The sequence below is a fragment of the Rhodopseudomonas infernalis genome, assembly GCF_022271405.1.
In the GTDB taxonomy this organism is placed as follows: Bacteria; Pseudomonadota; Alphaproteobacteria; order Rhizobiales; family Xanthobacteraceae; genus Rhodopseudomonas; species Rhodopseudomonas infernalis.
The window spans coordinates 133835-150117 of the sequence record NZ_JAJNAL010000005.1 but is presented as its reverse complement, the minus strand read 5'-3'; the positions used below and the strand labels follow the sequence as shown (position 1 = coordinate 150117).

Below are 16283 nucleotides of genomic sequence, written 5' to 3'. Positions count from 1 at the left end.
TCACGCCTCAGGCGGCCGCCGTGCCAGACGCCGGCTACAACGATCCGAACAAGCTTCGCTCGACCATTTTCGAGCAGTCGTCGCCCTTCAACTGTAAGACCCACGGGGCGCTGGTGCCGTCGAAATGAACCGGCAGGCCGTAAATTTTTGAAGCCGCGCAGCTTCTGACTTGCTGCTCCCAATTGATGTGGGTGTGATATCTCGACAGGTGGGTCAGCCCGACTGCTATAGCGCATCCGACGATTGCGGCGGCTCCGATCCTCAAAGAGATCCACGTTGACGATGCGGCGACAGATATGAGCAGCCAGGACAGCAGAACGTAGGGGTAAAAGAAATACCGAGGCCCGGCTGAGTAAGGGTTCAGGATTGATGCGGGATTGCGTTGGATCGTCGTCGCAACGATGAGCAAAAGCGAGAGCAGCAACAGTTTATAGGTCAACGGCATCCGGATCGACGCGCCCACGATCAGCGTCAGCACCACGGCCCCCATGACGACGCGGGTCCGACCGCTCATCTCGCACGATCCGCAGATGAACGATCCGAAGAAGCGTTCAATAACTGCACGAAGTTCTTGCCAACTCACGACGTTGAGCGATGCGACGCGATCTGTTGTCGAAAGCATGACCGAGGCCTGAATAGCCACCACAGCCAGAACGACCGCAAGAGTGACGAGTTCTTCGCGCCGACCGCGCAAGCGCCAGGCACGCAAGACGAACAGTACTGATAGCGGGAGGATAATCGGAGAGCTCAATCCGCCGAATCCGATCGCAAACCATCGCGCCCAATTGGCGCCGCCGCCCGGCGTCCACACGAGAGCAAGAAGTATCAGCAGCCCGGCCCACCAGAAAATATACTCACCGACTGCGAACACCTCGGGATCGGTGGGAATGAGCAGGACAACGGCCGCACAGAGCGGCTTGAGCTTGAGGTCGGTCGGGGCCGCCGCGATGAATACGACGACTGCCGCAGTGGAGATTACGGTGATTGCAAGCGACACCGTCGCAAAATGCAGAAACGAGATGCTGAACGACGACAGCGTCAGAAGCTTCGTTGCGAGGATCAGATAGCCTTGGACCGGCATGAAGAAGCTCGACCAGCCGTAAGTGAGAAAGTCCGGCAGCAGCTTCGCTCCGTCCTCAACCCAGATGTACGGCGCCAGGAATTGATCAGGTCGGCGCACGAAGAGAACCAACACCGTCAGACCAGCGAGAAGCCCGTAGAGAAGCAAGGGCCGCACTCGCGGTCCCACGACTGAGCTTGATTGTTTCACGGGGGCCTCGAGCTGATTGTCTCTCGGCTTTCGTACGAGCGGAGTCAGGGGTGAGACAATCCCGACCTATTGGGGGTGTCGTCGGCCGAGGCTCTCGAGATCGCAAAATCGAAGAATGACCATGACTATTCCCGCGCTCGTGACCAGCGGTCCCTGCGTAGAGGCGCGAGCGGGCGTGACGCGAAAAGAATACCAGATCACCTTCAAATGAAACGATGGGCGATGGCGACAAGGCCGGGCATGACGGGTGGAAACGAAAGGGCCCGATTTCAAAGAGCGCGTTTCCGGTCAGGTGCTGAGGACGTTGAGGTTGAGTGAGTGGTGGCGGGCGGCCGGCGCGTGACTGTTTTAGGTACCCGGCGCCCCAGTCGTGCAGATCGAACGATCGGATCGCTTTTGTTACTTACGACCTTGTCGCCAGCGCGACGCCAGCGAGGACCATCACCAGCGCGGCGATCTGGCCGGGGCCGAGTGGTTCGTGCAGCGCGATCGCGGCGACGACGACGCCGATGACCGGCACCGCCATGGTGCCGATCGCCGCGACCGACGCCGGCAGCCGCTGCAGCGCTGCGAACCAGCACAGGTAAGCGAGGCAGAACTGGATCAGCGTCAGATAAGCGAGCCCGGCCCAGCCATAGACCGTCAGCGTCTCGATCTGCGGAGGCGTGAGCACGAAGCCGGCCAGCGCGACCGGGATGCAGCCGATGCCGATCTGCCAGGCCGCCGAGGTCGCGCCCGGCAGCGCGATCGGATAGCGCTTCAGGAAGATGGTGCCGAGCGCGAAGCCGACCGCGCCGGTCAGCGCCAGCGCGATGCCCGGCAGCTTGGCGGCGCTGGCCGCAAAGCCGTCCGCCCCCATCAGCGCCGCTATGCCGCCGAAGCCGAGCACCAGCGCCAGCGTGCGCTTGGCGGTCAGCCGTTCGCCGAGCAGCGGCCAGGCCAGCAGCGCCGTCCACACCGGCATCGAGTAGCCGATCACCGCGGTCTCGCCGGCCGGCATCCACAACAGCGCCAGCCCCATCACCACCATCCACAGCGTGACGTTGAAGAAGGTCGACACCAGCAGGCGGGGCCATATCGCCGCCGGCACCCGCAGATCGTCGCCGCGCGCCTTCGCATAGGCGAACAGCAGCAGCGAGCCGACCAGCCCCGGCACGCCCCGCGCCGGCAGCGGCGGCCATTCGGAGATGACGTATTTGGACACCGGCCAGCTCAGGCCCCAGGCCAGCGAGGTGACGGCGAGCAGGACGAGACCGCTGGTCGCGACGCGAGGGCGCGCGGCGGCGGGAGGAGCATTGGACATGGAACACCCGGCAGGAAGGACGGGCGCACCATGCCGGTATTGGCCTCCCGTCACCACCCGAAAAACACCGCCGGCCCCCGCCCCGCCTGAGTCGGTCTTGGCAACCCCCTCGGGCGAAAAAATACCTGCCCTGTGAACAGCGGGTGCAGCGCCGTTACGCACCGCAGCGCACGATTTTTCCGCTTCGGAATCCCTGAGGACTCACCGATACTTGGCGGCATCAGGACGCGGCTAGGCCCCCTGTTGTCCACCCCTTTCCACCATATTTAGTATTTGATTCAGGAACCCGCACTATTGCTTGACGGGTCGGACGGAGTCGCTCTACTTTTGGGCCAGTCGCGAGCGGGTAGTTTCGTGTCCCGCCGGACCTTCCCAGAAGGGTACCGAACCAGCCACCTCCGACCGCCTAGCGGCATCGGGGTGTGGGCTCATCTGTGCCCGAAACCGGCTGTACGGGCGCAGAAAAGACGGGCCGAGACACGGCTCGCATTGAAGCGTGGGGCGTTATTGGGACGGGCCCGGATCGGCTAGGATCCAGGCCGCGGCCCTTGAAAACAGAGTGAGCCGGACCACGGCTCGCATTGGCGGACGCATGTCCGCGACCAACAACTTCGGGCCCAGCGGGGTCCGGCATCGAACGGGGCATCAGATGAAGATCGAGCGGCGCTACACCACGGACGGCCAATCACCCTATGCGGCGATCCAGTTTCGGCTGACGACGAGCGAGATCCGCAATCCGGACGGCTCGGTGGTGTTCCGCCTCGAGAATGTCGAAGTGCCCGATGGCTGGTCGCAGGTCGCCTCCGACGTGCTGGCCCAGAAGTATTTCCGCAAGGCCGGCGTCGCCGCGCGCCTCAAGAAGGTCGAGGAAGAGACCGTGCCGTCCTGGCTGTGGCGCTCGGTGCCCGACACCGATGCGCTTACCGCCCTGCCCGAGGCCGAGCGCTTCACTTCCGAGCATTCCTCCAAGCAGGTGTTCGACCGCCTCGCCGGCTGCTGGACCTATTGGGGCTGGAAGGGCGATTACTTCTCGTCCGAGGACGACGCCCGCGCGTTCTATGACGAGCTGCGCTACATGCTGGCCTCGCAGATGGTCGCGCCGAATTCGCCGCAATGGTTCAACACCGGCCTGCACTGGGCCTACGGCGTCGACGGCCCCGGCCAGGGCCACTACTACGTCGACTACAAGACCGGCAAGCTGACCAAGTCGAAGTCGGCCTACGAGCACCCGCAGCCGCACGCCTGCTTCATCCAGGGCATCGAGGACGATCTCGTCAACGACGGCGGCATCATGGACCTGTGGGTGCGTGAAGCCCGCCTGTTCAAATACGGCTCCGGCACCGGCTCCAACTTCTCGCGGCTGCGCGGCGAAGGCGAGCGCCTGTCGGGCGGCGGTCGCTCGAGCGGCCTGATGAGCTTCCTGAAGATCGGCGACCGCGCCGCCGGCGCCATCAAGTCGGGCGGCACCACCCGCCGTGCCGCCAAGATGGTGGTGGTCGACGCCGACCATCCGGATATCGAGGCCTATATCGACTGGAAGGTGAAGGAGGAGCAGAAGGTTGCCGCCCTCGTCACCGGCTCCAAGCTCAACCAGAAGCACCTCAAGGCGATCCTGAAGGCCTGCGTCAACTGCCAGGGCTCGGGCGACGATTGCTTCGACCCGGAGAAGAACCCGGCCCTGCGCCGCGAGGTCAAGCTGGCGCGCCGCGCGCTGGTCGCCGACGCGATGATCAAGCGCGTCATCCAGTACGCCAAGCAGGGCTACAAGGAGATCGACTTCCCGATCTACGACACCGATTGGGATAGCGAGGCCTACCTCACCGTCTCCGGCCAGAACTCCAACAACTCGGTGTCGCTGAAGGACGACTTCCTTCGCGCAGTCGAGACCGACGGTGACTGGAATCTGACCTCGCGTACCACCAAGAAGGTGATGAAGACGCTGAAGGCCCGCGACCTGTGGGAGAAGATCGGCACCGCGGCCTGGGCCAGCGCCGATCCGGGCCTGCACTTCAACACCACGATGAACGACTGGCACACCTGCAAGGCGTCCGGCGACATCCGCGCCAGCAATCCGTGCTCGGAATACATGTTCCTCGACGACACCGCCTGCAATCTCGCCTCAGCCAATCTGCTGACCTTCTACGACACCACCACGGCGAAGTTCGATCTCGACGCCTATGAACATCTGTGCCGGCTGTGGACCGTCGTGCTGGAAATCTCGGTGCTGATGGCGCAGTTCCCGTCCAAGCAGATCGCCGAGCTCTCTTACGAATTCCGCACGCTGGGCCTCGGCTTCGCCAATATCGGCGGCCTGCTGATGACCATGGGCCTGTCCTACGACTCCAAGGAAGGCCGCGCGCTGTGCGGCGCGCTGACCGCGATCATGACCGGCGTGTCGTATGCGACCTCGGCCGAGATGGCCAAGAAGCTCGGCCCGTTCCCCGGCTACAAGAAGAACGCCGCGCATATGCTGCGCGTGATCCGCAACCATCGCCGCGCCGCGCATGGCGAGAGCCGCGGCTATGAGGCGCTGTCGGTGGCCCCGGTGCCGCTCGACCACGCCGGCTGCCCGATCCCCGACGCCGTGGCGCATGCCAAGCGCGCCTGGGACCAGGCGCTCGAACTCGGCGAGCTGCACGGCTATCGCAACGCCCAGACCACCGTGGTCGCCCCGACCGGCACCATCGGCCTCGTCATGGATTGCGACACCACGGGCATCGAGCCCGACTTCGCGCTGGTGAAGTTCAAGAAGCTCGCCGGCGGCGGCTACTGGAAGATCATCAACCGCGCCGTGCCGGCCGCGCTGCGCGTGCTCGGCTATCCGGAAAGCCAGATCGCCGAGATCGAGGCTTACGCCGTCGGCCACGGCTCGCTCAGCAACGCCCCGGCCATCAACGTCTCGACGCTGAAGGCCAAGGGCTTCACCGATGAAGCGCTGAAGAAGGTCGAGGCCGCGCTGCCGACCGCCTTCGACATCAAGTTCGCCTTCAACAAGTGGACGTTCGGCGAGGACTTCCTCAAGGACACGCTGAAGCTCGACGCCGACAAGATCGCCGAGCCGAACTTCGACCTCCTGGCCGCGATCGGCTTCACCAAGCGCGAAATCGAGGCCGCCAACATCCACATCTGCGGCGCCATGACGGTCGAAGGCGCGCCGCATCTGAAGCCCGAGCACTACAGCGTGTTCGATTGCGCCAATCCCTGCGGCAAGATCGGCAAGCGCTATCTGTCGGTCGAGAGCCACATCCGGATGATGGCCGCGGCGCAGCCGTTCATCTCGGGTGCGATCAGCAAGACCATCAACATGCCGAACGACGCCACGGTGGAGGACTGCAAGTCCGCCTACATGCTGTCGTGGAAGCTGGCGCTGAAAGCCAACGCCTTGTACCGCGATGGCTCAAAGCTGTCGCAGCCGCTGAACTCGCAGCTGATCGCCGACGATGACGACGACGACGACATCGACGCCTTCCTGGAGAAGCCGATGGCGGCCCGCACCGCCCAGATCTCCGAGAAGGTGGTGGAGCGCCTGGTCGAGCGCATCGTAGTGATGCGCGAACGCGAGAAGATGCCGGACCGCCGCAAGGGCTACACCCAGAAGGCGGTCGTCGGCGGCCACAAGGTCTATCTGCGCACCGGCGAATACGACGACGGCCGCATCGGCGAGATCTTCATCGACATGCACAAGGAGGGTGCCGCCCTCCGGTCGTTCATCAACAATTTTGCCATCGCCGTTTCACTGGGTCTCCAGTACGGCGTGCCGCTCGAGGAATATGTCGACGCCTTCACCTTCACCCGGTTCGAACCCGCCGGTCCGGTGCAGGGCAACGACTCGATCAAGTACGCGACCTCGATCCTCGACTACGTGTTCCGCGAGCTGGCGGTGAGCTACATGGGCCGCTTCGACCTCGCCCATGTCGACCCGACCGAGACCGCCTTCGACGCCATCGGCAAGGGCGTCGAAGAAGGCAAGGCCCCGGAAGGCATCGTCGCCCCCGCCTCGGCCACCAAGTATCTGTCGAAGGGCCTCACCCGCTCGCGCACCGACAACCTGGTGGTGATGCGCAGCACCGCCGCCGCGTCGGATGCCGGCTCATCGCCGGTGAAGATGGCCTACTCCCACCCAGAGGCACACGCTAAGTCCGCATCGCGCATCGGCGATGTTCTCGAAGGCGCGACCGCACTGAAGCAAGAAGCCGAACAGGACCTGTCGCCGACCGAGAAGCTCGAAGCATTGCAATGGAGCAAGGCCAACACCGCCCAAGCCCAACCCGTCGCCACCAAAGCCGAACGCCGCGCGGAGGCCAAAGCCCGCGGCTACGAAGGCGACAGCTGCAGCGAATGCGGGAATTTCACGCTGGTCCGTAACGGGACGTGCATGAAGTGCGATACGTGCGGAAGCACGACCGGTTGTTCCTAATGGAGAGATAGATGACAGCCGGGGCCGCGTTCACGGACTACAAAGTCGCCTTTCGAAGTGAAGCATTTATCGCCGAAGCAGCGAGTAAGTGCCGAGCAATCGGAACGCGGCCCGGGCTACGATACGTAGATTTGAAAGTCGTGTTGAGCGAGCTTGAAGCTCACGGCGTAGAGAGCATCTTCAGAATCAAGGGCACCAAGAGCAAAGGACGCCTAAAGATCGAGTTAATTGAGAACGATCAATCTCAGCCCGAAGCCTACGTTGTCTTCAGCCCTCGCCTGACACTTCGAGTCCAGGAGGACGTATGGACCCGCTTCCAAGCCGGGCACAGCAAAGAGCAGGAGATCATCGCGCACGAGATCGGACACATCATGCTACACGACGATAATGCCAAGCCGTACTCCCAAGACGGATCGCGGCAGATAGCATTTGCCGATCAGGAAGATTCTGCCGAATGGCAGGCGCATCGTTTCGCGGATCATGTTCTGGTTCCGACCGAGCTGGCTCAGCAGATTAACGACGTGGATCGGATAGCAGTCATCTGCAACGTGACCGATGCATTCGCTGCTGAACGATTGGAGGCAGTTAGAGCGATCAAGAAACCTCTAAACAAACTCTCGACAGACCCGTGTCCAGACTGCGGAAGCGATTTGATATTCATCGATGGACAAGCAAAGATCTGCAGTTGGTGCGGAAGTTCACAATTGATGGGGAAAAGAGCGGCGGCAGCCGGAAGTTGCAAGCCGAGAAGATAAAATATCTGCATTCCAACTGATTCGTTGGGCAGAAACACCAATGCCGCGGCGGAAACCTCGGCATTGGGACCCGTGAAGCTTGGTCGTTGTACTTACGGGGGCTTCGAGAAAAGCATCGCTCTCTCGGTCGCACGGGCAGTTAAGCGATTCTTTCAATCGGCGTCCAGCGGAGCTTTGACATTTTCCAGCACGTAATTGCGCTTAAGGAGTAAAGCGATGCCAAAATATACGAGGAACTCCGGAACTGAATGGACTCCCACCGAAGTGAAACAACTTCGTCAAGAAGCGCGACAGAATACACCAACACGCGTGATCGGCCTACACCTCGGAAGAACCGAAAACGCAATACGAAACCGCGCTTCACAGGAGGGCATCTCGTTGAAGCCCACCAATCAGTCTCCATACAATCGTCAGAAGTAACATTAAAGGGAGCGCTTCGGCGCTCCCTTTGCCCCACGCTCGCGCGGAAGGCGAGCGGAGCCTGTAGCCCGTAGGACGGATTAGAGAGCGTAGCCCGGATGAAGCGAAGCGAAATCCGGGTTCTTGAGCTGATCGAGACGCCGCACCCGGATTGCGCTGCGCTTCATCCGGGCTACTGATCATCACTCCGCCGCCGCCCTCTCCGTCTGCGGCCTGACGAACGCCACCACCGCGTCGGCGGCCTCAGCTCGTAGGGCGGATTAGCGCAGCGTAATCCGCCGATCTCGCCGGGCGGAAGCGGTTGCAACTTTGGAGACATCCATGCCGGTCGTTTTCCGCCGCGATGGGTTGAGATACGACTTCTTCTCCAATGAGCGGCTGCCGCCTGAGCGAGCGTAGCCCGGATGCAGCGAAGCGAAATCCGGGGTCTTGAGCTGATCGAGACGCCGCACCCGGATTGCGCTGCGCTTCATCCGGGCACCTGATCATCACTCCGCCGCCGCCCTCTCCGCCTGCGGCCTGACGAACGCCACCACCGCATCGGCGGCGTCCGCGATGAACTCCCGATCCGCCCGCAACTGCTCGATGCTGCGCTGCTTCGGGATCGGACGATTGGATCCGCCTCACCTCGCCCTGACGCATCAATCGTTTTGAGGCACCGGCTTATTTTCTTTTTCCGGCACATAGATCATACGGCCGTCATTGAGCCGATACGTGATCCCGGCGCGCGTGCCCTGTCCCGCGCCGATCTCACTGCTGGCCTGGTATTTCTTCAATTCCTGCCCGTCCTTGATCGTCATCTTCATATCCGGCTGCCCCGGGTTCTCGATCAGGACGGCGCTCTTAGCCGTCGTCAACCGAAGCGGGTTCTGGACGACGATGATCAGCAGGACCGCGATCACGACCAGGAAGACGTCGGTCAGATTGACCACCGACAGTAACGGATCGTCATTGTCATGCTCGTCGAGAAATCGCATCAGTGGGCCTCGTTCGCTCGCTCGAAGTCGCGCAATTCGACGAGGTACCAGCGTCGCCGCACGGTCAGAACGAAGAAGGTGATCGATGCGCTGACGAGTGCGAGGATCACAGCGGAAAACGCCACCACCAGATTCTCCCCAACGGCTTTCGCATCGCTTGTAGTCAAGGCCAGCAGTGCCGGCCCCATCGGGATCATGGTGGCCACCAGACCCAGCATCGGTGCGGTACGCGACACGATCCGCAACCACTCCAGCCTATGCAGAATCCAGAGTTCGAGATCGTCGTTGGTCGCCCCACTCGCCCTTTGATAGGCCGCAAGCTGCGAGCAATGTCTCCCGCGCGCGCGTTGCAACGCTTCCATAGCGAACATCCCGAGCGCCACGAATGCATAAGCGAGTGCGAGCAGGATCAATCCGAGCACCGGCATCAGAAACAGTTTCGTCAACTCGAATAGCGACGACTCGATCACGTTCACGTCGATGGCCTTTCTTCGCGCAGTCTCACATCCGACCGGCCCTGCATGAAGACGCCGATCACAAAGCACAGCAGGAGCGAGGCCAGGCCCGCCCATAGTTGCCATTTTGGCCGGTCACCTGCTGGAGACGCCTGGACCTGCTGCATCACAACTCCCTGGACGGATTCGCCGCCGGCCTCGCTTACGGGAGCCGGGGCGGACGCAGGCTCCGACGCCGTCTGCGCGACCGCAGACAGATCAAAACCGGCCCGGAGTTTGGCAATGAAGGCTTGCGTCGCCGCAGCGGTGATTTGACCGTTCGACCCGTCCTCGATCTCGCGGAGACGCTCGACGAGCTCGCGCTTGGTCTGTTCGGAGGCCTTCCAGTAGCCCTTGCGAACGGCCTCGACCATACGCTCGATCATCTGGGCTTCCGCCACCGGATTGCTCTGCTTGAACCACGCCGCCAGCCCGAGTTCGTGCTTATCAAGCACAAACGTGTCATGCACGGCCTGCCACTGATCCGCTCGGACGGACGTCGGATCGGTCACCTGCCATCCCCATAGATTGTTGACGGCGTTCAGGATCTCCAGCGTTCCGGCGTATCCCTCCTTCTGCATGCCGGCGATCCAATGGGGATTGAGATAGCGGGAGCGCATCTCGTCCGCGAGGAAGCGCGCGACCGATCCCGTTCGCGAGGTCTGCTCGCGCAGATCGGTGACGTAGAGCGACGGCGATGCGCCGCTTAGATGCCGGATCGCCAGAGACAGCCCGCCGAGATATTCGAATGGATGGTCGGTGGACAGCAGGCCGTGAAGCTTGGACGAGCGCGACAGCACGGCCGCCTGCACACCCTTCAGCTGCTCGGAAAACAGGTTGTTTCCGTCGATGCTGACGCCCCAATCACGGCTGCCATAGGCATATTGCAGACGATCAAGATAGGCGTCCGCCAGCGACGCCTCGTTGTCCCACGACGCCGACTTGAGCACGCTGCCGGGCAGGCTCGTACCATAGTCACCGACAGCGTTGCTGAACATGCGCAGCGAAGCGAAACGACGGGCCGTCGCCGCATCCTGATTGCGCGCGACCAACCTGGCTTCCAACGCCCGCGCATTGGACGCGACTGCATTGTCGGGCTCATCCAGCGCGGCCACGCGTTCGATGGCATCCGCCAGCATCCGCATGAAGCTATCGAACTGATCGCGGTAGACGCTCGTCACCTGGATGACGGTGTCGATCCGTGCACGTCCGAGTTCGGCGCGCGGGATGATGTCGAGGCGGATGAGGCGCCCCCCTCCGTCCCAGACAGGCCTCAAGCCGAGCGCGTGGAGGATCTGGCTCTCCTGAATCCCGAGATGCCGCATCGTTTCCGAGCCCCACAGGCTGAACGCGAGCTTCTGCGGCATCGCTCCGGCATGCTCGGTGCGATATGCGTCCAGCAACTGGCTCAGCGCTGCACCGCCGGCATCATAGGCCGCACGTGTCGGCACCTTGTCGGACTCGAAGGGATAGATGTTGCGGCCGCTTGGCACGTCGGAATTGCGGATTGGATCGCCGCCGGCGCCCGGCTGCACGAAACGGCCCGCCAGACCTGCCAACAGCGCTTCAACCTCTTGCGTATCGGTCAGATGCCGCTCCAGCACGATCGCACGATCGAGCATCGCCTTCAGCTCATGGGAGGCATCGCTCGGAACGATCCCGCCTTTCTCAAACAAGTCGCGGAGCGTCCGGTAGGGCGCGGTCGCCTGGAGTGACGTAAAATCCGTCGCGAACAACTCGTCGGGCTGACCGCCGACCTGACGATAGAACGGCTCTCCGAGTTGCTGCATGACCGTGGCAATGCGGTTATCACTGGTGGCCGGTTCGCCGAATGTGTGTAGGCCCAGCGGCATGGATTGCCGGCCCAGTTCGTGGATGTGATCGTGCAGCGCCGAGAGAAAGCCCGGAAAATCGCGGGCCATGCGTTGCTCGTCCCAGCTCATGTCGCGATTGATGTTGCTCTTGATCGCGATGGCTCGGATCTCGGCGGCGGTCTGATCGCGCACGCTGCCGTCGTCGAGCTGAATGTACTCGTGGATCTTCGCATGCAGATCCCGCAACTCGTCGTAGAGCCCCGCCGGCGCGAAGGGCGGCGTCTGGTGGCTGACGATGACGGCTCGTCCGCGCCGCTTCGCCTGGACGGCTTCGGCGATGTTGTCCTGGATGTAAGGATAGAGCACAGGCAGATCGCCGACCGCTAGAAATGGGTAGTCGGTGATCGCAAGACCGCGGTCCTTACCCGGCGTCCATTCCTGCGTACCGTGGGTCCCGAAATGGATCAACGCGTCCGCACCGCGATCTGCCAGCAACAGATAAGCAGCGAGGTAAGCATGCGACGGCGGCTCCTTGGTGTCGTGATAGCCCGCGCCGACACTTGCGCCGCGCTGCGGCTGCGGCATCAGAGCGAGATGACCGGCCTCATAGCGCGGAACGACGAACTGCTTCTGTCCGTCGATCTCGAACACCGTCGGCGCCACTTCCGGCTGTCCCCAGCGCGCAATGAGTTCGTCGCGGCGAGCGGCCGGCAGCCGATCCAGCCAAGCCCGATAGGTCCGCACCGGGAACGTCGCGGCGTAGCCCTGGTTGTGCAAATCTGGAAGCGTTTCCGGATGATAGATGCCGCCGAGCAAAGCCTGGCCAATCTCGATGAGATGGTCTTCTCCAAGCGGCGGCACAGCGTAGCCAGCCTCCGCAAGCGCGGAGGTCAACCGCTGCAGGCTACGCGGCACGTTCAGATTTGATGCGGAGAAATTCTTATCCCCCGGTGGATAGTTCCAGAACATCAGGGCGAGTTGTTTCTCGGTAGCCGGCTTGTGGCGCAGCATGGAAAGCCGTCGTGCTTTTGCGATCAAGGCCTCGACCTGCTCGGGCATCGGCGTCGGCCGGCCGTCCTCTAACGCATCGGTCACGATCGCATCGCTGACGCCCAAGCTCTCCGGCACAGCCAGGAATGGCGCAATCAGTTGCTGCGCGATGCCGCTCTGCGCAGCCGCCCATTGCTCCGGCGAGCCGGCGCGGGAACTGATCGCCTGCAGCACCGGCACATCGAGTTTGCGAAACTCGGCGCTGCGAGCGCTGCCATTCTGGAGATGTGTCGCGATCACGATCACATCGGCCTTGCCCGGCCCCAGCATTTGCTGGAGCGCTTCGGGGTCGCGCGCCTCGAACCAAAGCGCCACGGGCAACAGCCCGGCTGCTTCCGCTCGCGTGATCATCATGTCGATAGCGGCGGTCTCGAAGCCCGCCAACAGGCCAGGATGAATGATGAACGCGACCTTGGGAGCCTCCGGCTTCCAGCGCTGCGCGCCCCACGCCAGATAGGCATCGATGTGGTCGAACGGATGCGGAGCGGCCGGGTGATAGAACCCCTTGCTCGCAAGGGGCACAGGCGCAGCAATCGTCGACGTGTCGGTACCAGCCTTCAATGCGGCCATAAAGGCGAACATGGCCGTGAGATTTGCCTCCCCGCCACCCGCGTAATAGCCGGACAGCCGACGGGCTTGCAGCGGCGACATATTGGCAAATGCCGGCTGTCCGCCACCCACCCGCAACCATGGCCGCCCCGACGCGACCAGATCGGCACCGACGCGCTCCTGCACTTTTGCAGCGTCCCCGGGGCGCGGCGTATCGAGGATGACCAGATCGACGCCGGAGAGCCACGCTTTTGGATCGCCAGGCGCGTCGACATAGACATGATCGAGCGCGACGCCCTGACGCCGGGCAATATCGGTGATCCTGTCCAGCTTGCCTTTCAGGACGAAGTCGGTCGTGATGATCCGCACACGCGGCGGATCGTCGGCAGCCTGTGCATCATCGACCAATGCACACAGAACGAGCAGCAGCGCGATCAACGCGCTGCGTAGGTTAATCGGAATCTGCATCGTGGTTCTCAATCGAACCGCTTGGAGAATCCGGCGTAAAATGCGCGGCCCGTCCCCGGCATCACAGTCACGCCGCCAGAAGCGTCGGCCGCCGTGCGCAGCGCCGTGAAGTCGCCGGCATAAGCGACGTTCGTGATATTGCGGGCCTCGAACCAGAGTGACGCGGAATCATCGGGAGCACGCCAACCGAACTTCGCTCCAAGCAAGTTGTAGGACGGGATCTTGAAGTTCTCGCCGCCCGATCCGTCAAAGGTCGTCGCACGCTCGCCGATGTAACGGAGATTGGCAGATACGTAGAAACCGTTGGCGTGACGATAGCCGAGTTCACCGTAGAGATTGTGGCGCGGAATGACCGGCAAACGGCTGTCCCCGTAAAGGCGATCGCCGTCAAAAGAGAAGTCGTTGTAAGTCCAAGCGGCGTTGAGGAAAATGTTGTCTCCGCGGGAGAACACGTCAACCAACGGCTTGGTCCGAAACGCCGTCTCGATGCCGCGATGAACGGTGCGGTCGGCGTTGAACGGAACGAGGCTGCCGACCAGGTTGCAGGCGAACTGGCCACGAATGGCTGGCGTCTGCTGAGCTTTCGGAATGAGGCCAAGCGCGCACTGCGACAAAATCTCGTTGCGCAAATTCATATGATACAGCGTGAGGTCGTACTGAAAGCGATCCCATGATCCACGCACTCCGCCTTCGTAGGTCCATGCCTGCTGCATCTGCAGATTCTGTATCACCTTCAGATTGGTCGCTGTCTCCACGGACAGCAGCGCGAATATATCGCCGCTGTTCGGGACCTCGGTGCTACGCGAAATGTTACCGAAGAGAAAATGACGCGCCGCATATTCCCAGTTCATGCCGAACTTAGGATTGAGCGCCTCGAATGTGCGGTCGTAATTGCGTAGGCCCCTGGACGATCCAGGCCCCATGACGCCAGCCGACGGAATCACCGGACCGGCATATTCGTCCTTGTAAACACGGCTAGTCTGGAACGCCTGAAGCCCGACGAAGGCACGCATGTGCGGCCACACTTCGACTGCCGCCTCGCCGTAGGCTTCGTGCAGCCAGGATTTGAATTGATCGTTTTGTACCAGTCTGTTCTTGACCGTTCCCCCCGACCCCGCCGCCCACTGCCAGCTGCGATAATTCGCCGTCTCGTAAGTGGGCCGATAGCCGGCGACCAGTTCGGTCGGCAGTCCCCACAGGTCGGTGCGATGCTCCAGGCGGGTCGAAATGCCGACATCCTGCCATTTCACATCGACGATGCCGGCGCGCGGCGACGGCAGATGATCGAACGACGTGGCGAGGAAGTACGGCGCAATCTCGAACGACGTAGTATCGTTACGGAAAATGGTCTTGTTGACGACACGCTGATAATCGAAATTCGCACGCGTGTCGTAGGGGAACGACGCATTCGTAGGATCGTATCCGCTTCGTCGATAGGTCGCGATCTGATCGAGCGGCACCTGTGTGGCGAGTTCCTGCCGGGTCGATCCGACGGCAACCGACGTTCGGTTCTCGATATTGTCGGTCGGCCGCCAGCCGACATTGCCGCTGAACCTAAGACTGTCGTTGGCGGAGTGATACTCGTAGCCGTCGTTCCGGAAGCCATTGATCTGTGCGTAATAGTCGACGTCGCCCTTGGCGCCGCCATACTCCATCTGGCTCTGACGGACACCGTAGCTGCCGACATAGCCGGATAGCCGAGCCCCCGAAGCGGTCAGCCCCGTCTTCGACACGAGGTTCAGCGCACCACCGGTCGCGAGCGCTCCGTAACGCAGGCTCGCCGCACCGCGATAGATCTCGAGATAGTCTGCCGCACTGAGATCGAGGATCGGCAGCGAGATTCCGCTCTCGATGCGGCCCAGGGGAATGCCGTCGATATAGCCACGGACGCCACGCCCGCTGCGAGGGCCCGTTTGCGAGATGTCGCTGCCGCGGATCGAGATCGTGCCTTGGCTGTTCTCGCCACGATCGGACATGTAGACGCCGGGGGTGAGTTGCAGGACGTCCCTCAGATTCGATTTCTTGCCGGGATCCTGACGGACGACGGAAACCGCGCTCTCGGCTCCCGGTCTGCGCAAGAGGCGCTGCTCCTGAGCCTCGAAACTCGCGGGATTGGGGACACTCGCAATGCCGCTGCGCACGGCTGTCACCGGCTGCGCCGCGACTTCAGAACGCGCTCGTCGTCTGGATTGTTTGGCTCGGCCGCTTGGCGCCGTTCGGGCGACCGTCGCTGCCCGAGGCGGTGGTGATGTGACAGTCACGGCTTCCAGCAAGGCCGATTCCGACTGCGCCCAGCCTGGAGAGGCCGCCAATTCAGTCGCGAGGACGGTGGCCCCAAACAGCAATATTGACGAGTGGAGACTGTTAAAGTGCCGTCCCTCGCCTCTCCCCCAACCAGCCAACTTTCCCGATCTCCGAATGTTATGTTATAACATCCATATCGACCGAACGAGTCCGTTGTCAATTGCTTCTGGGTCGAACCGTCTCAGATGGCGAGAGGTCAGGGCTTTCAGCTTCGCGAAACGAGATCTCCGAATTCAGCCCAACCGGATATGACCGCTTGATGGGAGCCTCATCTGTTGGTGGAGGCCTTTCCGGATTGACCCACAACTGCCCGTCGGAGAGCCGCTGACGCGCGAGTTTCAGGAGCACCGTCATTTCATCGACCGACGGCACCGGCGCGCGTGAATGTCGTAGACACGAGGCCCGATCTCGTTCGGGTATTTTGTCTGAAGTGAACCGTGGCAGCCGCCGGACTACGCCATC

At 62.3% G+C, this 16283-nt stretch carries 9 protein-coding genes; 2 read left to right on the top strand and 7 right to left on the bottom strand.

Annotated elements, in window-relative coordinates:
• Positions 1-34: 34 nt before the first annotated feature.
• Both LPW26_RS05835 and LPW26_RS05830 read right to left on the bottom strand, forming a co-directional pair.
• Positions 35-1228 (bottom strand): hypothetical protein, encoded by a 1194-nt coding sequence (locus LPW26_RS05835; protein WP_238733338.1) that lies wholly within the window; start codon positions 1226-1228, stop codon positions 35-37.
• 445 nt (positions 1229-1673) lie between these two features.
• Positions 1674-2573, bottom strand: a complete 900-nt coding sequence (locus LPW26_RS05830; RefSeq protein WP_238733337.1) for a DMT family transporter — start codon at positions 2571-2573, stop codon at positions 1674-1676.
• Between the two features lie 649 nt (positions 2574-3222).
• Between LPW26_RS05830 and LPW26_RS05825 the strand changes: the two genes are divergently transcribed.
• Both LPW26_RS05825 and LPW26_RS05820 read left to right on the top strand, forming a co-directional pair.
• Entirely contained in the window at positions 3223-6990 is a 3768-nt protein-coding gene (locus LPW26_RS05825; protein ID WP_238733336.1) for a vitamin B12-dependent ribonucleotide reductase, read from the top strand.
• 11 nt (positions 6991-7001) lie between these two features.
• Entirely contained in the window at positions 7002-7745 is a 744-nt protein-coding gene (locus LPW26_RS05820; RefSeq protein WP_238733335.1) for an ImmA/IrrE family metallo-endopeptidase, read from the top strand.
• 680 nt (positions 7746-8425) lie between these two features.
• Here the strand turns inward: LPW26_RS05820 and LPW26_RS05815 are convergent.
• The 5 genes from LPW26_RS05815 to LPW26_RS05795 form a co-directional block, all read right to left on the bottom strand.
• A complete protein-coding gene (locus LPW26_RS05815) occupies positions 8426-8638 on the bottom strand; it encodes a hypothetical protein (RefSeq protein WP_238733334.1) in 213 nt (70 codons plus the stop codon).
• Between the two features lie 168 nt (positions 8639-8806).
• Complete coding sequence (locus tag LPW26_RS05810; protein ID WP_238733333.1) at positions 8807-9142, bottom strand: DUF2149 domain-containing protein; 336 nt, start codon at positions 9140-9142, stop codon at positions 8807-8809.
• Positions 9142-9618, bottom strand: a complete 477-nt coding sequence (locus LPW26_RS05805; protein ID WP_238733332.1) for a MotA/TolQ/ExbB proton channel family protein — start codon at positions 9616-9618, stop codon at positions 9142-9144. Before LPW26_RS05805 ends, LPW26_RS05810 begins: the two co-directional genes overlap by 1 nt.
• Entirely contained in the window at positions 9615-13517 is a 3903-nt protein-coding gene (gene cobN / locus LPW26_RS05800) for a cobaltochelatase subunit CobN (protein ID WP_238733331.1), read from the bottom strand. The genes LPW26_RS05805 and cobN overlap by 4 nt, the downstream gene beginning before the upstream one ends.
• Before the next feature lie 8 nt (positions 13518-13525).
• Entirely contained in the window at positions 13526-15658 is a 2133-nt protein-coding gene (locus LPW26_RS05795) for a TonB-dependent receptor family protein (RefSeq protein ID WP_238733330.1), read from the bottom strand.
• Positions 15659-16283: the final 625 nt, after the last annotated feature.